Source organism: Naumannella cuiyingiana (assembly GCF_013408305.1).
Classification (GTDB): Bacteria; Actinomycetota; Actinomycetes; order Propionibacteriales; family Propionibacteriaceae; genus Naumannella; species Naumannella cuiyingiana.
In genome coordinates this window covers 743,148-762,008 of the sequence record NZ_JACBZS010000001.1, presented here as the reverse complement: position 1 = coordinate 762,008, position 18,861 = coordinate 743,148, and the positions used below count along the sequence as shown (strand labels likewise).

General features: G+C 71.8%; 14 protein-coding genes. 10 read left to right on the top strand and 4 right to left on the bottom strand.

Annotated elements, in window-relative coordinates:
• The first annotated feature begins 3 nt into the window (after positions 1-3).
• The 5 genes from GGQ54_RS03410 to GGQ54_RS03390 all read left to right on the top strand — a co-directional run bounded on the left by GGQ54_RS03410 (position 4) and on the right by GGQ54_RS03390 (position 6,315).
• Positions 4-1,911, top strand: a complete 1,908-nt coding sequence (locus GGQ54_RS03410; protein WP_179444105.1) for an ABC transporter — start codon at positions 4-6, stop codon at positions 1,909-1,911.
• Positions 1,908-3,527 carry a GTPase gene (locus tag GGQ54_RS03405; protein WP_179444104.1) on the top strand — a complete coding sequence of 540 codons (1,620 nt, stop codon included), beginning with the start codon at positions 1,908-1,910 and terminating at the stop codon, positions 3,525-3,527. The genes GGQ54_RS03410 and GGQ54_RS03405 overlap by 4 nt, the downstream gene beginning before the upstream one ends.
• 161 nt (positions 3,528-3,688) lie before the next feature.
• Positions 3,689-4,156, top strand: coding sequence for a single-stranded DNA-binding protein (locus GGQ54_RS03400; protein ID WP_179444103.1), 468 nt, complete (start codon positions 3,689-3,691; stop codon positions 4,154-4,156).
• A 43-nt stretch (positions 4,157-4,199) separates the two neighbouring features.
• Complete coding sequence (locus GGQ54_RS03395) at positions 4,200-4,733, top strand: ArsR/SmtB family transcription factor (RefSeq protein ID WP_179444102.1); 534 nt, start codon at positions 4,200-4,202, stop codon at positions 4,731-4,733.
• Positions 4,734-4,881: 148 nt separating this feature from the next.
• Entirely contained in the window at positions 4,882-6,315 is a 1,434-nt protein-coding gene (locus GGQ54_RS03390) for a serine hydrolase (protein WP_179444101.1), read from the top strand.
• On the opposite strand, the gene GGQ54_RS03385 is transcribed toward GGQ54_RS03390, so the two are convergent.
• Positions 6,291-8,138, bottom strand: coding sequence for a GMC family oxidoreductase (locus tag GGQ54_RS03385; protein WP_179444100.1), 1,848 nt, complete (start codon positions 8,136-8,138; stop codon positions 6,291-6,293). The genes GGQ54_RS03390 and GGQ54_RS03385 overlap by 25 nt on opposite strands.
• Before the next feature lie 63 nt (positions 8,139-8,201).
• On the opposite strand from GGQ54_RS03385, the gene GGQ54_RS03380 reads away from it, so the two are divergent.
• A complete protein-coding gene (locus tag GGQ54_RS03380; protein WP_179444099.1) occupies positions 8,202-8,567 on the top strand; it encodes a UBP-type zinc finger domain-containing protein in 366 nt (121 codons plus the stop codon).
• Between the two features lie 93 nt (positions 8,568-8,660).
• Positions 8,661-10,343, top strand: a complete 1,683-nt coding sequence (ettA, locus tag GGQ54_RS03375) for an energy-dependent translational throttle protein EttA (RefSeq protein ID WP_179444098.1) — start codon at positions 8,661-8,663, stop codon at positions 10,341-10,343.
• 12 nt (positions 10,344-10,355) lie between these two features.
• On the opposite strand, the gene GGQ54_RS03370 is transcribed toward ettA, so the two are convergent.
• Positions 10,356-13,115, bottom strand: coding sequence for an FAD-binding and (Fe-S)-binding domain-containing protein (locus GGQ54_RS03370; protein WP_246292925.1), 2,760 nt, complete (start codon positions 13,113-13,115; stop codon positions 10,356-10,358).
• An 83-nt stretch (positions 13,116-13,198) separates the two neighbouring features.
• Entirely contained in the window at positions 13,199-13,729 is a 531-nt protein-coding gene (locus tag GGQ54_RS03365) for a MarR family winged helix-turn-helix transcriptional regulator (protein WP_179444097.1), read from the bottom strand.
• 118 nt (positions 13,730-13,847) lie between these two features.
• Between GGQ54_RS03365 and GGQ54_RS03360 the strand changes: the two genes are divergently transcribed.
• From GGQ54_RS03360 to GGQ54_RS03350, 3 genes are all read left to right on the top strand, one after another.
• Positions 13,848-14,396, top strand: coding sequence for a YceI family protein (locus GGQ54_RS03360; protein WP_179444096.1), 549 nt, complete (start codon positions 13,848-13,850; stop codon positions 14,394-14,396).
• A gap of 93 nt (positions 14,397-14,489) precedes the next feature.
• Positions 14,490-16,328, top strand: coding sequence for an AMP-dependent synthetase/ligase (locus GGQ54_RS03355; protein ID WP_179444095.1), 1,839 nt, complete (start codon positions 14,490-14,492; stop codon positions 16,326-16,328).
• A gap of 2 nt (positions 16,329-16,330) precedes the next feature.
• Complete coding sequence (locus GGQ54_RS03350) at positions 16,331-17,182, top strand: acyl-CoA thioesterase (protein ID WP_179444094.1); 852 nt, start codon at positions 16,331-16,333, stop codon at positions 17,180-17,182.
• A gap of 25 nt (positions 17,183-17,207) precedes the next feature.
• Here the strand turns inward: GGQ54_RS03350 and GGQ54_RS03345 are convergent, their stop codons facing one another.
• The gene (locus GGQ54_RS03345) at positions 17,208-18,860 is read right to left on the bottom strand and encodes a glycoside hydrolase family 13 protein (RefSeq protein ID WP_343046009.1); all 1,653 of its coding nucleotides are present in this window, start codon (positions 18,858-18,860) and stop codon (positions 17,208-17,210) included.
• Position 18,861: the final 1 nt, after the last annotated feature.

The following is an 18,861-nucleotide window of genomic DNA, read 5'->3' as shown; positions in this document are numbered from 1 at the left end:
GTCATGACGAGCAGCACCGAACCACCGGTGGCCGCGCCGCTGGTCGCGTTGCGCGACGCGCTGGCCACGGCGTACCTGCCCCTGCCGCTGCCCGATGCCGCGTCCGCCCGGCGTAGCGCCGCCGAGCTTGCCGGCCAGCTCGACGATTACGTGCTGCCGCGGCTGGCCCGCCTCGACGGGCCGCTGCTCGCGGTGGTCGGTGGCTCGACCGGCGCCGGCAAGTCGACCCTGGTCAATTCGTTGGTCGGGCGCGAGGTCACCCGGCCCGGCGTGATCCGGCCCACCACCCGGGCGCCCGTCCTGGTGCACAACCCCGCCGATGCCGACGCGTTCACCGGTGACCGCATCCTGCCCGGCCTCGCCCGCTCGGCCGGGGCCACCGCCGACACCCACTCGCTCCAACTCGTCGCCGAGCCCAGCATCCCGCCCGGCCTGGCGATCCTCGACGCCCCCGACATCGATTCGGTGGTCGAGGAGAATCGCGTGCTCGCCGGGCAGTTGCTCGCCGCGGCGGACCTGTGGCTGTTCGTCACCTCGGCCGCCCGGTACGCCGATGCGGTCCCCTGGGACTTCCTGCTGGCCGCGGCCGACCGCAGCGCCGCCGTCGCCGTCGTGGTCGACCGGGTGCCGCCCGCCGCGATGGCCGAGGTGCCCCCACACCTGGGGCAGATGATGACCGAGCGCGGGCTGGCCGATTCGCCGCTGTTCGCCGTGCCGGAGACCAGGGTCGGCGCCGACGGCCTGTTGCCCGACTCGGCGGTCTCGCCGATCCGCGACTGGCTGGCCGGGCTCGCCGCCGATCACGCGTCCCGGCAGCGGCTGGTCGAGCAGACCCTGGCCGGCGCGATCGGCGCCCAGCTTCGGCGAGCACCCGCGGTCGCGGACGCGATCGACGAGCAGGCCGACGTGATCGCGCAGTTGCGGGCCGAGGCCGACGCCCATTTCGCCGAGGCCGCGCGCAGCGTCGCGGTGCAGTCCGCGGACGGGACGCTGCTGCGCGGGGAGGTGCTGCAGCGCTGGCACGACTTCGTCGGAACGGGAGAGTTCTTCCGCGCACTGGAGCAACGGGTGGGTTGGCTGCGCGACCGGGTCGGCGCCTTCTTCCGCGGCCAGCCGCCGGAGGCCGACAATGTGAAGCTCGCGGTGGAATCCGGCCTGGAGGCGCTGGTCCGCGCCGAGGGCGAGGCGGCGGCCGAGCGTACCGAATCGGCCTGGGCCGCCCACCCCGGCGGCCGCGCCGTGCTCGCCTCGACCCGCGACGATCTTGCCCGCGCCTCGCGCGACTACGGGGAGGCCGTCGGCCGGATGATCCGCGAGTGGCAGGGCGGCGTACTCGATCTGGTCGCCGACGAGGGGATGGGCCGGCGCTCCCGCGCTCGCTTCCTCGCGCTCGGCGTGAACGGCGTCGGCGTCGCGTTGATGATCATCGTCTTCTCCCAGACCGGCGGCCTGGTCGGCGCGGAGATCGGCGTCGCCGGTGGTACCGCGGTGCTCGCGCAGCGGGTGCTGGAGGCGGTCTTCGGCGACGATGCGGTACGCCGGCTGGCCAAGAAGGCCAAGGATGATCTTGACGCCCGGACCGAGGCGCTGCTGGCGACCGAGCTGGGCAGGTTCCACGCGGTGCTCGACCAGCAGGGGGTACGCCCGGAGCAGGCGGCGGCGATCCGGGAGGCCGTGGCCGCCGTCGGGGCCAGCGTCGGCGGCCATGACTCTGCTCCCGCCGCGGTCGCGGCCGGCGGCACGGTCGGCGAGCTGACCACCGGTGAGCCCGTCGCCGATCCGTGGTTCCCCGGGTTGCCGCCCGGCGAGGTCGTCGAGGCCGAGCTGGTGCCAGATCCGATCGAGCGCGAGCCCATCGAACGCGGCGGGCCCATCGAGCGTGAGGGCCAGGCCCGCGAGGAGTGGCGATGAGCCGCAGGCGGGTCGGCCTGGCGGATCGGGTGAAGGCGCTGACCGCCGCCGTGGAGGAGAGCTCGGGGCGGCTCGACGAGGAGCTGCTGGCGCGGTCGCGCGCGCTGCTCGCCCGGGTCGGTCAGCGACAGCGGATCTCCGGCGATGCCACCGTCGTGGCGCTGGCCGGGGCCACGGGCTCGGGCAAGTCCTCGCTGTTCAATGCGCTCGCCGGCGCCGAGTTGGCCGTGCCCGGGGTGCGCCGCCCGACCACCTCGGAGGCGATGGCGGTCACCTTCGGCGAGGACTCTGCCGAGGAGCTGTTGGACTGGCTGTCGGTACGCCAGCGGCACGCGCTCGGCCAGCGCGGCGGGGCCGGGCTCGATGATCTTGTGCTGTTGGACCTGCCCGATCACGACTCGACCGAGCGCGCCCACCGCGCCGAGGTCGACCGGCTCGTCGAACTGGTCGACGCGCTGGTCTGGGTGGTCGACCCGCAGAAGTACGCCGACGCTGCCCTGCACCGCGACTATCTGGTCCCGCTGGCCCGGCAGGCCGAGCAGATGATCATCGTCCTGAATCAGGTCGACCGGCTGGAGGATCGCGAGCGGAAGGCGATGGTCGATGATCTACGCCGGTTGCTGGCCCGGGAGGGCCTGTCCGGGGTCGAGGTGTTCGCGGTCAGCGCGACCACCGGCGAGGGCGTGGATCGGCTCCGCGAGCGGCTGGCCCGCCGGGTCGCGGAGAAGCGTCTGGTCGCCAGCCGGTTGAGCGCCGATGTCGCCGAGGCGGCCCGGGAGCTGCTGGAGCAGGGCGGCGCGGCGCCGGCGCCGAAGCTGGGCCGGGGCCCGGTGCGCGAGCTGGAGCGTCAGCTCGCGGCGGCCGCCGGCGTACCCGCCGTGACCGAGGCCGTGGCCGGCGCGTGGCGGCATCGCGGCGCGCTCGCGACCGGCTGGCCCGCGCTCGCCTGGCTGGGACGCTTCCGGCCCGATCCGCTGAAGCGGCTGCGGCTCGGGCTGGGCGTCGGCCGGCGGCGGTCGAAGGAGATCGCGCCCGCGGAGGTGTCGCGCAGTTCGTTGCCGGCGACCGCGGGGGTGGAGCGGGCGCGGGTCGACAGCGCGATCCGGGCGCTGGTCGGCGAGGCCACCGAGGGGCTCGCGCGGCCGTGGCGCGATTCCGTGCGCGCCGCCGCGCGCCGAAGCGAGGACCGGTTGGCCGACGATCTCGACCGCGCGGTGGCGACGACCGATCTCGGCGTCGATCGGGTCCCGGTCTGGTGGCGGATCCTGCGGGTACTGCAGTGGCTGCTGGTGGCGGCCGTGCTGGCCGGGCTGGGCTGGCTCGGGATCGGTTTCGTGCTGCTCTATCTGCAGTTGCCGCCGCTGCCGCCGGTGACCTGGTGGGGTTTCCCGGCGCCGACCGTGCTGGCCGTCGGCGGGGTGTTGGCCGGGCTCGTCCTGGCGGGCCTGTCCCGGATCGGCGTGGAGGTCGGTGCCCGGCGGCGCCGCGCCGCGGCCGGTCAGGCGCTGCGGCGCTCGGTCGGGGCGGTCGCGCGTACCGACATCGTCGACCCGGTCAATGCCGAACTCGAGCGGTACGCCATCGCGCGCGACGCCGCCGCGCAGGCCGCGTCCTGAGGGACGTCGCTCGTTCCCGCCGGAACGTATCCGTTGTCCACAGGCCGCCGACCGCACCGAGTTGTCCACAGATCGGCGCACGTCCGACAAAACGCGCGCCGCACCGCCCAACTGTCTCGATGAGCCCGGGTGTCCGGGCCGGTGGCGAGGAGGAGCGAGACATGGAGGCACGAGTGACCCTGACCGGCCGCGTCGGCGGGCCGATCGAGGTGAAGGACACGACCGGCGGGATTCGGGTCGCGTCGTTCCGGCTGGGGAGCACCCCGCGCAGCCGGCGCGATGGCGAGTGGTCCGACCTGCCGACCACCTGGCTGACCGTGAAGTGCTTCGGGCGGCTGGCGTGGAATGTCGGCGGTTCGCTCGGCAAGGGCGAGCCCGTGGTCGTCGAGGGCCGGCTGCGGACCGAGCAGTGGCAGACCAAGGAGGGCGAGGACCGCGAGCGCCTGGTCCTCAACGCCGATGTGGTCGGTCACGACCTGAACCACGGCACGGCCAACTTCCGGAAGGTGCGGGTCGAGCCGAGGCCGGCAGAGATCGCGAACGAGGAGGCGACCGCCGCGACCGATCCGGCGCTGCGCACGGAGGAGGGTGAGCGGATCGATCCGGACACCGGAGAGATCGCCGCCTGAGCCGGGCCTTGCCGAAACTCCATAAACACGTATTATCGATGTTATGGAATTGGAGGACCGGGTGGCGGCGCTCGAGAAGGCAGTGGCCGAGCTGCGCGAGGCCGCCGAACGGGCCGCCTCCGCGTCCCCGGCCGACGGCACGTCCGTGCCCCCCGACGAGCGGGGGGCCGAGACGACCGAGCACTGGATGGTCGATGGACTGGACGCCCTCGGGTTGGCCGGCGGGGCGCTCGGGTTCGCGGGGAGCCTCCGGGTGGGCGATGGCGATCCGGTGCGTTGGCAGTGGGTACGCCCGGCCGAGCAGGTGTTGGGCGCCGACTGGCGGGTGGCCGCGGGCCGCCTGGACGCGCTCGGCAACCCGGTCCGCCTCCGGATCTTGCATGCCGTGCTGGCGGGAGCGCGCAGCACCGCCGAGCTCGGCGCGATCGACGGCCTCGGCACGAGCGGGCAGTTGCACCACCACCTGCGCACCCTGGTCGCGGCCGGCTGGCTGCAGTCACTTTCCCGCGGCCACTACGAGGTGCCGGTCACCCGGATCGTGCCGTTGTTGATCGCCGTTCTCGCGGGGGTGGAGTGAAATGATGAGTCCGTCACGTCGCCGCACATCGGGTCCCGGCAGGCCAGGCCCCGCCAGGCCAGGTCCCGGCAGGCCGGGTCCCGGCAGGCCAGATCCCGGAAGGCCAGGTTCCGGAAGGCCGCGTCGCGGGCGCGCGCTCGCGGTTCTCGTGGCCTGCCTGGTGGTCGGCGTGCTGGCCGCCGTGGCGATCATCCCTCGCCCGGTCCTCGGCCCCCGGGACTCGGGGGATCTCCGGCTCGCCGCCGATGCCCGCACCGTCGCCGGCGACGGGCGGGGGCTGGGCAGCCTGGCGATCGCCCGGATCGCGAACGGTCGGGTGAGCACGGCCGCGATCGGCGACGGCTTCCTGCCCGGGCCCGACACGAGCTTCGAGCTCGGGTCGGTCACCAAGACCTTCACCGGCAACCTGCTGGCCGATGCGGTCGAGCGCGGCGAGATCGAGCTCGACGCGCCGGTCGAACGCTGGATGCCCGAGCTGGTCGGCACGCCCGCCGGCTCCCTCACGCCCCTCGAACTCGCCACCCACACCTCCGGGCTGCCGTCCCTGCCGCCGCAGCTCGTCACGCGCCCTGATTTCTACGCCCCCGACGGTCTGCCGATGCTCGGCGGCAATCCCTACCGTGGCGTGGACACCGCGACCATGATCAACTGGTTGCGCGATGTGCCGCTGTCGGGACGCGGCCAGCGGGCCTACTCCAATCTCGGCATGTCCCTGCTCGGGCACACCGTGGCCCGAGCCGCCGGCAGCGACTACCCGACGCTGCTTCGCCAGCGGCTGCTCGACCCGCTCGGGATGACCGCCACGTCCCTCGCCCTCGACGAGCCGGCCGCCCCCGCGGCCCGCCCGCACACGGCGCCGGGCTGGGGCGTCGGGCCGTGGTGGGGCGAGGCGTTCGCGCCCGCCGGGACGTCCACGCGGACCACGCTCGCCGATCTCACCCGCTACGCCCGGGCACTGCTCGACGGCACCGCGCCCGGCGCCGCCGCGATGGACCCGGTCGACGGGCCGATCGGTGAGGAGGCCGGGCTGGCCTGGCAGCTCGCCGAGGTCAACGGCGCAGCCGTGGTCTGGCACAACGGGGCGACCGCCGGCACCAGGACGATGCTCGCGCTCGACCGGCAGCGCGGGGTCGCCGCCATCGTGTTCTCCGACCACGGCGCGGCCCCCGACCAGGACGCCACCATCGACCTGATGGGGATCCGGCTGGTCACCGGCAGCACCGAACCGTCGAACGGGCCGCGGTTCACCATCGGCGGGCTGGTTCCGGTCGCGATCGGGCTGATCTTCCTCACGCCGCTGTTCCTCGGGCTGCTGCGCCGCCGCCCGCCGACCCGCCTCGCCGCGGTCGACGTCTCCGCCTGGGCGGCGGCCGGCCTCACGCTGGTCGCCCTCACCGGTCCCTGGCAGTTCGTGCCCGGCATCGCGTGGGGCGTGATCGCGGGCGTGACGCTCGCGGCAGTCGTCGCCACCGCGCGGCGCGCCGCGGCAGGCCGCTGGATCGACCGCGGCGCGTGGTTCGGCGTCCCGTCGCTGCTGATCGGGCTCGCCGCGCTCGGCTACCTGCTGCTGGCCTTCGGCTGAGGCGGGTACTGCGCCAGCAGCACCTCCGAGGCCTTCTCCGCGACCAGATAGACGGCCGAGGCGATGAACAACCCCGGGATCCGGGGGAAGACCGACGCGTCGACCACCCGCAAGCCCTGCACCCCGCGCACCCGGAAGTCGCCGTCCAGCACCGCCATCGGGTCGTCGGCGGCGCCGATCGGGGCGCTGCACGAGGCGTGATGACCCCACGCCTGGTCCCGGACGAAATCCTCCACGGCATCCCGGCCGGCCACCTCGGCGCCCGGCACCAGCTCCTCGGCAACCAGGTCGCCGAGCCGGTCCCGCAGCCGCCGGGCGAAGTCCACGCCCTCGGCGACCGCCGTCAGATCCGCCCGCCAATCCCCGTCGCCGGTGTCGAAATAGCGGAAGTCGATCATGGGGGTATCGAGCGGGTCGGCCGAGCGCAGGCGTACCGTCCCGGCCCGGTTGTCGGTGTGTCCCTTCAGGATGACGAAGGTGACGGCGTCGTGCCGGGCCCGGAAGTCCACCGAATAGCCCGGGTAGTAGCCGCGGAACTGCACCGGCAGCGAGAAGACGATCAGGTCCGGATCCTTCCCGGCCACGCTCGAGCGCTTCAGGTACGCCGCGAGCGACCCGTTCGTCGTGAACGGCCCGTCCCGGTGATCGCGCCACTCCGCGAAGAGCCGGTCCGGCTCCTGCCCGGGGCCCGGTGCGTCGAGGTCCGACCCGTCGAACACCGGATAGTCGCGGGTGAGCCGCGACACCACGCTGACCTCGTAGCGGTCCTGCAGATTCGCCCCCACGCCCGGCAGGTCGGCCACCACCGCGATGCCGTGCTCGGCCAGCTCGTCCAGCGGCCCGACGCCCGACAGCTTCAACAACTGCGGGGTGTTGAAGGCGCCGGCGCAGACGATCACCTCGTTGCGGGCCGCGACGGTGTGCCGGGTCGGCGTACCTTCCCGATCGTTCCCGGCGGCGGGATCGGCGCGATACAGGTGCGCCCCGCGCAGATACTCCACGCCGACCGCGCGGCCGTCGACGATGTCGATCCTGGTCGCGAGACTGTGCGAGCGGATGGTCAGCTTGTCCCCGGCCCGCTGCGCTGCCTCCAGCAGCCGCTCCCGGGCGCCATTGCGCGCGCCGTGGGACACCGCGACCGGGATGAATGCCATGCCCTCCCCGTGCGCGTCGACCACCCGCCAGTCGTTCGGGTCCAGCGGCCAGTCCATCCCCTCCGGCGGGGCCGGCAGCTCCTCGCGCGCCGCCTCGTCCATCGTGTTGATCACGTCGATGAACATCGGTTCGCGGTTGCCGACCGCCGGGTTCGCCCGAGTCACGCCGAGCCAGCCCGCATAGCCGTGCCGGGCGGGGTCGGGCTCGTGCTCGGGCCGCGTGGCGAAATCGCGGGTCGGATCGCGCCAACGCTCGATCCGTTCGGTGTAGAGCTCACGCATCCGCTCCGGCGACCAGCTCCGATCCCCGGTGAGATCGGCGATGCGTTGCCAGTCGGCATTGTGCGGGTAGAGATTGATCATGGCCGAGACCGCGGTGCTGCCGCCGATCGTCGCGCCGCGCGGGTAGAGCACCCCGTCGCGCTCGGCGGTGAACTTGGGATCGCGCTCGGAGCGCTCCCGGTCGGGGTAGTGCCGCACGAAGTAGTCCCACCGCAGGTGCGGATCCTCGCTCGCCTGGGCGTGGAAGATCGGCAGGTCGTAGTAGGCGCAGTCGTGATCGTCACCGGCCTCCAACACGAGCACGCTGTGCCCGGCCAGGGCCAGGTTGGCTGCCAGGGGACCGCCGCCGGCGCCCGAGCCGACGATCACGAAGTCGAACTCTTCCATCGCCCCACCCTAGGCGCCCTCGTGCGAAGCTGGGCAGCACACCGATCGACAGGGGAGAGTGTCATGACCGAGCCGAACGAGAAGATTCCCGGGATCGATCCGAGCGTGCCGCCGTCGGGCACCGGCTGTGCCGAGTGCCTGGCCGGTGAGGGTGCCGGCTGGTGGGTGCACCTGCGCCGTTGCGCCCAGTGCGGCCACATCGGCTGCTGCGACACCTCGCCGAGCCAGCACGCGACCGCCCACAACGCCGCGACGGGGCATCCGTTCCTCACCAGTTTCGAGCCGGGCGAGGACTGGTACTACAACTTCGACGACCAGCAGATGTACGCCGGGCCGGAGCTCGCGCCGCCGACCTCCCACCCGGCCGACCAGCCGGTGCCCGGCCCCGAGGGCAAGGTGCCGGCGAACTGGCGCGAGCTGATCCACTGATCGGCGGGTCGGAGAGCCGGCTGGCATACTGGCACGGTCCCGGCCGGCCGCGCGTCGGCGTACCCGCGAAGCAACGAGGTTGAACTCAGCGACATGCCCGAATTCGTCTACTCCATGTCCCGTGTCCGCAAGGCCGTCGGCGACAAGGTGATCCTCGACAACGTCACGATGTCGTTCTTCCCCGGCGCCAAGATCGGCGTCGTCGGCCCGAACGGCGCCGGCAAGTCCACCCTGCTGAAGGTGATGGCCGGCCTCGAACAGGTCAACAACGGCGACACCCACCTGGCCAAGGACGCCACCGTCGGCATCTTGTTGCAGGAGCCGCCGCTGACCGAGGGCAAGACGGTACGCGAGAACGTCGAGGAGGCCGTCGCCGACATCAAGGCGCTGCAGGCGCGGCTGGAGGAGCTCGGCATCGCGATGGGCGAGCCCGATGCCGACTTCGACGCCCTGATGGCCGAGATGGGCGAGGTGCAGACCGAGCTCGACTCCCGCAACGCCTGGGACATCGACAACCAGCTCGAGCAGGCGATGGACGCGCTGCAGCTCCCGCCGAGCGACGAGATCGTCGATCACCTCTCCGGCGGCGAGCGGCGCCGCGTCGCGCTGTGCAAGCTGCTGCTGCAACAGCCCGACCTGCTGCTGCTCGACGAGCCCACCAACCACCTCGACGCCGAGTCGGTGAACTGGTTGGAGGGCCACCTGAAGGCCTATCCGGGCGCCGTCCTCGCCGTGACCCACGATCGCTACTTCCTCGACAATGTCGCGGAGTGGATCTGCGAGGTCGACCGCGGCCGGCTGCACCCCTACGAGGGCAACTACTCCACCTACCTCGACACCAAGCGCGAGCGGCTGCAGATCGAGGGCAAGAAGGACGCCAAGCGCGCCAAGATCCTCGCTCGCGAGCTCGACTGGGCCCGGTCCAACCCGAAGGCCCGCCAGGCCAAGAACCGCGCCCGGCTGGCCCGGTACGAGGAGATGGCCGCCGAGGCCGAGCGCAACAAGAAGCTGGACTTCGAGGAGATCAACATCCCCGCGGGTCCGCGGCTGGGCTCCACGGTGCTGGAGGTGGCCGACCTGAAGAAGGGCTTCGGTGACCGGACGCTCATCGACGGGCTGTCGTTCTCGCTGCCGCGCAACGGCATCGTCGGCATCATCGGCCCGAACGGCGTGGGCAAGTCGACGCTGTTCCGGATGATCGTCGGCGAGGAGACCCCGGACTCGGGCTCGCTGGAGCTGGGGGAGACGGTCAAGATCAGCTACACCGACCAGAGCCGCTCCGGGCTGGACCCGAAGAAGAATGTCTGGGAGGTCGTCTCCGACGGGCTGGACTACATCAAGGTCGCGAACTTCGAGATGCCCTCGCGCGCCTATGTCGCCTCCTTCGGTTTCAAGGGCCCCGACCAGCAAAAGCCCTCCGGCGTCCTGTCCGGCGGCGAGCGGAACCGGCTGAACCTCGCGCTCACCCTGAAGCAGGGCGGCAACCTGCTGCTGCTCGACGAGCCGACCAACGACCTCGACGTGGAGACCCTGCAGTCGCTGGAGGACGCGCTGTTGGAGTTTCCCGGCTGTGCCGTGGTGATCTCCCACGACCGCTGGTTCCTCGACCGCGTCGCGACCCACATCCTGGCCTGGGAGGGCACGGACGAGAACCCGTCGAACTGGTTCTGGTACGAGGGCAACTTCGCCGACTACGAGTCGAACAAGATCGAGCGGCTCGGCGCCGAGGCCGCCCGGCCGCACCGGGCGACGCACCGCCGGCTCACCCGCGACTGAGCCGCGGCCCGCTCAGCGGGCCAGCAGGTCGGCCAACGTGACCGCTTGCCGCCCGGCGAGCTGGTCGGCCTGCAGCCGGCAGGAGAAGCCGTCGGCGAGGAAGATCGCGTCCGGGGCATCGGCCAGCGCCGGCAGCAGGTCGTGCTCGGCGACCTTGACCGAGACCTCGTAGTGGCCGCGCTCGACGCCGAAGTTGCCGGCCAGGCCGCAGCAGCCGCCGAGGGTGCGGACCTCTGCCCCCGTCCGCTTGATCAACGCCAGGTCCGGGCCGTAGCCGGTGACCGACGCGGCATGGCAGTGCGGCTGGGCGATGATCGTCTGCCCGCTGAGGTCCGGCGGCGTCCAGCCGTCGGTACGCTGCAGCAGCTCGGCCAGCGTGAGCACCCCGGCGGCGACGTCGGGCACCCGCGGATCGTCCGGCAACAGCTCCGGGGCATCGGAGCGCCACACCGCCAGGCAGGACGGCTCCAGCCCGATCACCGGGATGCCCTGGCTGACCAGGGGATGCAGCACGTCGAGCGAGCGCCGCAACTGCGCGCGGGCGCCGTCGAGCTGTCCGGTGCTGATCCAGGTCAGCCCGCAGCAGGCGGTACGCTCCAGCACCCGCGGGGCGTACCCGGCGCTCTCCAGCACCCGCAGCACCGGCTCCACCTCGACGCCGGCGAAGGTGTCGCTGAAGGAGTCGACCCAGATGATCACCTCGCGCCCCGACGCCGGCGCGAGCTTTCTGGCCCGGCGGCGCGCCGAGCGGCTCGCGAACTGGGGCAGCGGGCGGCGGCGGTCGACCCCCGCGCCCCACTTCAGCAGCGCGCTCGGCCCGGGCAGCCGGCCGACGGTGTTGATCAACGCCGCCAGACCCGGCACCGCGGTGATCATGCGCGCCCAGCGCGGCAGCCAGCCGAGGGCATAGTGCGACCGCGGCCGCAGCCGCCCGGCGTAGGCGCGGTCCAGCACCGTCGCCTTGTAGCTCGCCATGTCCGTTCCGGTGGGGCAGTCGCGCCGACAGCCCTTGCAGGACAGGCACAGGTCGAGGGCCTCGTGCACCTCGGGCGAGCGCCAGCCGTCGCCGATCACCGAGCCGTTGATCATCTCCTGCAGCACCCGCGCCCGACCGCGGGTGGAGTCCTTTTCCGCGCCGGTCGCCTGGTAGGACGGACACATGACGCCGCCGCCCGGGGTCAGATCGGCGACGCACTTGCCGACGCCCGTGCAGCGATGCACCGCCGCCGCGAACTCCGGATCGGCGAGCTGCAGCGGCTTTCCGACGAACTGGGCCGCACGCACATCGGCATCCAGCGGCGCCGGCTCGACCAATACTCCGGGATTCATCAGATTGTCCGGATCGAAGATCGACTTCACCTCGCGCATCAGCCGCAGCGAAGCTTCGTCGTACATGATCGGCAACAGCTCCGAGCGCGCCCGTCCGTCGCCGTGCTCGCCCGACATCGAGCCGCCGTAGCGCGCCGCCAGCCGCGCCGCGTCGAACATGAACGCGCGGAACCGGTCCGTGCCGCCCGGGCTGGTCAGGGGAAAGTCGATCCGACAGTGCACGCAGCCGTCGCCGAAGTGGCCGTAGGGCAGGCCCTGCAGTTCGTGCTCGGTGAGCAGGGCGTCGAAGTCGCGCAGGTACGCCCCGAGGTGCTCCGGGCGTACCGCCGCATCCTCCCAGCCGGGATAGGCCGGCGCGCCGAGCGAGACCTGCGCCAGCCCGGCGCCGTCCTCGCGGATCTTCCACAGCGCCCGTGCCTGCGCGGCATCGGTGACGATCCGCCCGTCGACCGCGTCTGCCGCCTCGAACAGCGCGCCGGCCCGCTCGCGCAGCCGGTCGGCGTCGTCGTCGACCAGCTCGACGAAGAGCCAACCGTCACCGTCGGGCAGCGGCGGAACGGCGGCATCGCCCAGATGGCGCCGCACCACATCGACGATCCGGCGGTCCAGACCCTCGGCGGCCGTCGGCCGGTGTGCCAGGATCGCCGGGATGTCGTCGGCGGCCTGTGGCATCGACGGGTATCCCAGCGCGACCATGATCGAATACGGGGCGTCGGCGACCAGATTGACCGTCGCCTCGGTCCACACCCCGAGGGTGCCCTCGGTCCCGGCGAGGAACCGTTCGACCGCGAATCCGTTCTCCGGCAACAGGTGCTCCAGGCTGTAGCCCGAGACCTGGCGGTCGAACTGACCGAAGTTGGTGCGGATGGTGGCCAGGCCGGCCCGGGTCAGCTCGCCCAGCCGGGTCAGCGCGGTCGCATCCGGCGTACCCGAATCGGCCGTGCCGGGGTGGCCAACCCGTAGTGTCTCGCCGGTGCCGGTGATCAACTCCAGCCCCAAGACATTGCTCGCGGTCTTGCCGTAGCCGAGCGCGCGCGGGCCGCAGGCGTTGTTGCCGATCATGCCGCCGATGGTGCAGCGGGTGTGCGTCGACGGGTCCGGGCCGAACCGCAGCCCGTAGGGCCGCGCCGCGGCCTGCAGCTCGGCCTGCACCACCCCCGGCTCGACGGTGGCGGTGCGTGCCTGCGGGTCGAGCGCGAGGATCCGGTTCAGCCCGGCGCGGAAATCGATCACCAGTCCGGGCCCGACGGCATTGCCCGCGCAGGAGGTGCCGGCCCCGCGCGATGTCACGGGTACGCCGTGCTCGCGCGCCGCCCCGAGCAGGGCCCGCAACTGTTCCCGCTCGCGGGGGCGGGCGACGGCTCCCGGGGTGACCCGGTAGAGGGAGGCGTCGGAGGAGTAGAGCGCGCGGGCGAGATCGGTGGTGTCGACGACATCGCGCAGTCCGGCGTGGCCGACCGCGCGGGCGAACCCGGCCCAGTCGGGCGCGGGCGCGGCCCGGGGAGCGTCGATCAGCGCGGGAGTGCTCACCGGGCGGATTCTCGCTGGTCGGGGTCACCGACCTCAAGTACGGCGCCGAAGGCGCGCCCCAGGGCCTCGAAGTCTGCCGGGTCGACCGCCTCGACGAAGATCTTGCGGACCGCCTCGACATGGCCCGGCGCCGCGCCGGCCAGCAACTCGAATCCCTTCGGCGTGAGGTGCGCCCAGACGCCGCGCCGGTCGTCCGGGCAGGTGTCGCGCTCGACCAGGTTGGACTTCTCCATCCGGGCAACGGTGTGGGTGAGCCGCGAGCGCGACTGGTGCACCCGGTCGGCCAACTCGGACATCCGCAGCCGCCGATGGGGCGCCTCCTCCAGGCAGACCAGGATCTCGTACTCGCCGAGGTCGAGGCCGTGTCGGCGCAGGTCGGCGTCGAGATATTCTGCGATCCGGGCCACCCCGAGCAGATAGGTACGCCAGACGTGCTGCTGCTCCGTCGAGAGCCAGCGAGCCGAGACCCGATCGGTCTGCGTGGCGGCGCCGGTGGTCTGCGGCGGGTGGGCGGTGCGGGCGGACATGCGTACCATCCTATCCGGGAAATTGACGATTCAACTCAATACCCCTACCCTGAACGTAGTTGAAAATGCAACTATGTTGTCGACCACAGTCAACGCACCCAGCACGAGGAGCACCCCCATGACCCAGTCCACGACCGAGCAGCTCACCGGCTCCTGGCAGATCGACGCGAGCCACTCCGAGGTCGCCTTCACCGTCCGGCACCTGATGAGCAAGGTGCGCGGCACCTTCACCGCCTTCCAGGGAACGATCGAGACCCCGTCCGACGACCTGACGCAGGCCTCGGTGCAGGTCCGGATCGACATGTCCTCGGTGAACACCAACAACGAGCAGCGCGACGGGCACCTGCGCAGCACCGACATCTTCGACGTCGAGAAGAACCCGGAGATGACCTTCGCCTCCACCGCGATCACCGACAACGGCGACGGTGACTACACGATCACCGGTGATCTGACGATCAACGGCACCACCCGGTCGGTCGACCTGGCCGCGGAGTACCTCGGGGTGGACGTCGACGCCTACGGCGTGACCCGGCTCGGTGCCGAGGCGAAGACCCAGATCAACCGCAAGGACTTCGGTGTCGACTTCAACGTGCCGCTGGACGGCGGCAAGGTGCTGCTGGGCGACAAGCTCGACATCACCCTGACCATCGAGGCGACCAAGAACTGACCGAGTGCCGGCGCTTCCGTCAGCGGTCCCGGCTTCGTCTGTGCGCGCAGGCTACGGCCCGGTAGGATCGCGCCACCACGACGAGGAGGACCAATGACGGATGCGCCGGCGCGGGCGGACGGCCCGGGGCGTGAGGCCCAACTTCGGGACCGGAGCAGCTCGGTCGGGCAGATGCTTCTCGACCAGGTCGAGCGGTCCGGCAATCGGGAGGCCTTCCGTCATCGCGACGCGGCCGAACGATGGACCTCGCTGAGCTGGAACCAGACCAAGGACCAGGTCTTCGAGCTCGCCGCCGGCCTGCTCGCGCTCGGCCTCGAGCCCGAGGCGCGGGTGTCGATCGCCGCGACCACCCGGATCGAGTGGATCCTCGCCGACCTGGCCGCGATGTGCGCCGGCGGCGCGGTGACCACGGTCTACCCGACGACCCAGCACGACGATGTCGCCTTCATCATGAACGATGCGGGCGTGAGCATCGCTGTCGTCGAGGACGCCGAACAGTTGGAAAAGGTACGCCGGGACGCGGAGCTCTACGACCGGCTGCGTGCCGTGATCATGATCGACGGCGACGATCCCGACGAGAAGGTGCACTCCTGGCAGGACCTGCGCGAGCTCGGGCGTACCCTCCTGCAGGAGAATCCGGGCGCCGTGGACGAGGCGATCGCGCGCACCGGCCCCGACACGGTCGCCACCTTGATCTACACCTCCGGCACCACCGGCCGGCCCAAGGGCGTCGTGCTGAACCATGACGCCTGGGCCTACGAGGGCCGCGCGGTGCAACTGTTCGCGCTGCTGCACCCCTCCGATGTGCAGTTCCTCTGGCTGCCGCTGTCCCACGTGTTCGGCAAGGCGCTGCTCGCGCTGCAACTGCAGATCGGTTTCGTCACCGCGGTCGACGGCCGGATCGAGAAGATCGTCGACGGCCTCGGGGAGGTCCGCCCGACCTGGATGGCCGGCGCCCCGCGGATCTTCGAGAAGGTCCGGGCCCGCGTGATGATGGGCACCCAGGGCGGGGTGAAGGGGCTGATCGCGCGCTGGGCCTTCTCGGTCGGGCAGCGCACGATTCCCTATCGCCTGGCGGGGCGGCCGCTGCCGCGCGGGCTGGCCGCCCAGTACTGGCTCGCCGACCGGCTGGTCTTCTCGAAGCTGAAGGAGCGGATGGGCGGGCGGATGCGCTTCATGGTGTCCGGCTCGGCCAAGCTGTCCACGCAGGTGCAGAACTGGTTCTACGCCGCAGGCCTGCTCGTGATCGAGGGCTACGGCCTGACCGAGACCTCCGCGGTCACCTTCGTCGACGACCCGCGCGCGCCCCGCCTGGGCACGGTCGGTCGCCCGGTGCCCGGCACCGAGGTGCAGATCGCCGACGACGGGGAGGTGTTGCTGCGTGGCCCGGGCGTCTCCGGCGGCTATCACAACCGCGCGGAGGCGAACGCGGAATCCTTCGTCGACGGCTGGTTCCACACCGGCGACATCGGCGAACTGGACGCCGACGGGTACCTGCGGATCACCGACCGCAAGAAGGATCTGATCAAGACCTCCGGCGGCAAGTATGTGGCGCCGCAGAAGGTCGAGGGGATCCTGGTCGCCAACTGCCCCTATGCCTCCCAGGTGGTCGTCTACGGCGAGGGGCGCAAGTACGTCACCGCCTTGATCGCCCTCGATCCCGAGGCGATCACCCAGTGGGCCGCGGACAACGACCTGGGCGGGCAGAGCCCGTCGGAGCTGGCCCGGCACCCGAAGGTGCGCGAGCTGATCTCCGGCTACGTCGACCGCGCGAACGAGCGGCTCGAACGCTGGGAGACCGTGAAGCGGTTCGTGATCCTCGACTCCGAGCTGTCGGTCGATTCCGGTGAGGTGACGCCGAGCATGAAGATCCGGCGCGGCGCCGTGGTGCGCAAGTACCAGCCGCAGTTGGACGATCTCTACGAGGACTGATCTTGACTCGCTTCGAAACCGGCGTCGAGTTGCGCTGGTCGGATCTCGACGCGCTCCGCCACGTCAACAACGGCGCCTATGTCGATTTCCTGCAGGAGGCGCGCGTCGGGCTGCTGCTGAGCGGGCCGGACGGCACCGGGCCGGTCCGCGAACTGCTCGGCGGCGGCGTGCTGGTCGCCGCCCACCAGGTCGCCTACCTGCGCCCGATGACCTCCACGCGTACCCCGTTGCGGGTGTCGATGTGGACCGAGAAGATCGGTGCCGCACGGTTCACCGTCGGCTACGAGCTGTTCGACCGCGACCGGTCCGGGGTGGAAACACTGGTCTGTTCCGCGCGGTCGGTGCTCTGCCCGTTCGACCTGTCCGCCCAGCGGGTGCGCCGGCTCAGTCCCGATGAGCGGGCCTTCTTCGAGTCGGTACGCGACGACGCCGCCGAGCCGATGCGCCCGCTCGCGCCGGCCACCCGCAGCGGGCTGGCGGTCCGCGGCGATCTGCGCGTGCGCTGGGGCGACCTCGACTCCTACGGCCACGTGAACAACGTCCGCTACTTCGACTACTTCCAGGAGGGCCGGCTGTGGCTCCTGGACCGCGCGCGGGACTCGGCTTCGGCCGGGCCGTACTGGGTGGTCGCCCGGCAGGACGTGCGCTACCTGGAGCAGCTCAACCACCGGCTCGAGCCCTACCGCCTGTCGACGGAGGTCACCCACCTCGGGCGTACCTCGATGCGGCTGGACGCGACGATCACCGACCCGCGCACCGACACCGTGCACGCGACCTGCTCGACCGTCTGCGTCGCGACCGATCGCGACGGCCGGAGCGTATCGATCGGCGACGACTTCCGCGCCCGCGTCTAGCTGTTGCCGGTCCGGGGCGGGCGACTCAGACCGCCAGCCAGACCGCCTCGTCGGTGCCGACGACGCCGCTGCCGGCATCGCCGGAGTGCACCAGCACGCGGGCGCCGTCCGGGAGGGGGTACGCCTGCGCGCCGAAGTTCACCACGCACCGAAAGCCGGGCTCGCGGGTGAACGACAACACATCGTCCGGCACCCCCTCGTCCCAGATCAGGGTGCCGTCGCCGAGCGCCGGATTGCGCCGCCGCTCGGCCAGGGCCGCCCGATACAGGTTCAGCTCGCTCGCCGGATCGGTGTCCTCGGTCTCGACGGAGAATCGCTGCCAGTCCGCCGGTTGCGGCAGCCACGGCTGGGCGTCGCCCGGCCCGAAGCCGAAGGGCGGCTCGGCGCCCGACCACGGCAGCGGCACCCGGCACCCGTCCCGGCCGCGCTGGATGTGCCCCGAGCGCTCCCACACCGGGTCCTGCAGCGCCTCCGTCGGCAGGTCCTCCACCTCGGGCAGGCCCAGCTCGTCGCCCTGGTAGATGTAGGCGCCGCCCGGCAGGGCGAGCTCCAGCAGCGCGGCCGCACGCGAGCGGCGACGACCGAGTTCGAGGTCGGTGGCGTCGTCATTGGTGATCATGTTGGGCCGCGCCGTCTCGCCGAGCATCGAGCCGTCGGCGGCGAAGGCCGCCCCGGTGCGGGTCTTGCCGTAGCGGGTCGCGACCCGCTGGTTGTCGTGATTGGCGAGCACCCACGTGCACGGCGCCCCGACCGCGGTGTGCGCGGCGATCGTCGTGTTGATCACATTGCGCTGGGTCTCGGCGCTCCACTCGGCGAGCAGCGCGTCGAAGTTGAAGGTGGTGTGCAGCCGCTCCGGCACCACATAGCGGACCAGCCGCTCGGCCGGGGTGAGATAGGCCTCGGAGACGAAGATCCGGCCGCCCATCTCGGTGTCGGCATAGGAGTCGGCGATCGCCCGCCAGCGCTTGTGGATGCGTTCCACGCCGGGGTGGTCCCAGATCGGCGAGCCGACGAACTTCTCGTGCGTGGGCTGCTGGGTCACCGAGTCGACCGGGACATCGGGCAGTTGCTCAAGGTCCTTGGCCATCGAGTCGGCGACATCGATCCGGAAGCCGTCGATGCCGCGGTCGAACCAGAAGCGCAGGATCGAGTCGAACTCGTCGGCGACCGCATCGTTGTCCCAGTTCCAGTCGGGCTGGGAGATGTCGAACAGGTGCAGGTACCACTGCCCGGGCGTACCGTCCGGATTGGTCGTGCGCTCCCAGGCTGGACCACCGAAGACGGCAGGCCAGTTGTTCGGCGGCTCGTCGCCGTTCGGGCCGCGGCCGTCGCGGAAGATGTAGAGATCGCGCTCGGGAGCGGCCGGGTCGGCGAGCGCCGCGCGGAAGGCCGGATGGTCCCACGAGGAGTGGTTCGGGACCAGGTCGATGATCACCCGGATGCCTGCCTCGTGGGCCTTCGCGATCAGTTCATCGGCATCGGCGAGGCTGCCGAAATCGGGGTTGATGTCGCGGTAGTCGGCGACGTCGTAGCCGCCGTCGAGCAGCGGCGACGGGTACCACGGGCTGATCCAGATCGCGTCCACGCCGAGCTCGGCCAGATAGGGGAGCCGGTCGATGATGCCGCGCACGTCGCCGGTGCCGTCGCCGTCGGCGTCGGCGAAGGAGCGGGGATAGATC

Excerpts from the sequence above, each read along its gene's own strand:
- GGQ54_RS03410 (WP_179444105.1), top strand. The coding sequence starts at position 4 with ATGACGAGCAGCACCGAACCACCGGTGGCCGCGCCGCTGGTCGCGTTG.
- GGQ54_RS03405 (WP_179444104.1), top strand. The coding sequence starts at position 1,908 with ATGAGCCGCAGGCGGGTCGGCCTGGCGGATCGGGTGAAGGCGCTGACC.
- GGQ54_RS03400 (WP_179444103.1), top strand. The coding sequence starts at position 3,689 with ATGGAGGCACGAGTGACCCTGACCGGCCGCGTCGGCGGGCCGATCGAG.
- GGQ54_RS03395 (WP_179444102.1), top strand. The coding sequence starts at position 4,200 with ATGGAATTGGAGGACCGGGTGGCGGCGCTCGAGAAGGCAGTGGCCGAG.
- GGQ54_RS03385 (WP_179444100.1), bottom strand. The coding sequence starts at position 8,138 with ATGGAAGAGTTCGACTTCGTGATCGTCGGCTCGGGCGCCGGCGGCGGT.
- GGQ54_RS03380 (WP_179444099.1), top strand. The coding sequence starts at position 8,202 with ATGACCGAGCCGAACGAGAAGATTCCCGGGATCGATCCGAGCGTGCCG.
- ettA (WP_179444098.1), top strand. The coding sequence starts at position 8,661 with ATGCCCGAATTCGTCTACTCCATGTCCCGTGTCCGCAAGGCCGTCGGC.
- GGQ54_RS03365 (WP_179444097.1), bottom strand. The coding sequence starts at position 13,729 with ATGTCCGCCCGCACCGCCCACCCGCCGCAGACCACCGGCGCCGCCACG.
- GGQ54_RS03360 (WP_179444096.1), top strand. The coding sequence starts at position 13,848 with ATGACCCAGTCCACGACCGAGCAGCTCACCGGCTCCTGGCAGATCGAC.
- GGQ54_RS03355 (WP_179444095.1), top strand. The coding sequence starts at position 14,490 with ATGACGGATGCGCCGGCGCGGGCGGACGGCCCGGGGCGTGAGGCCCAA.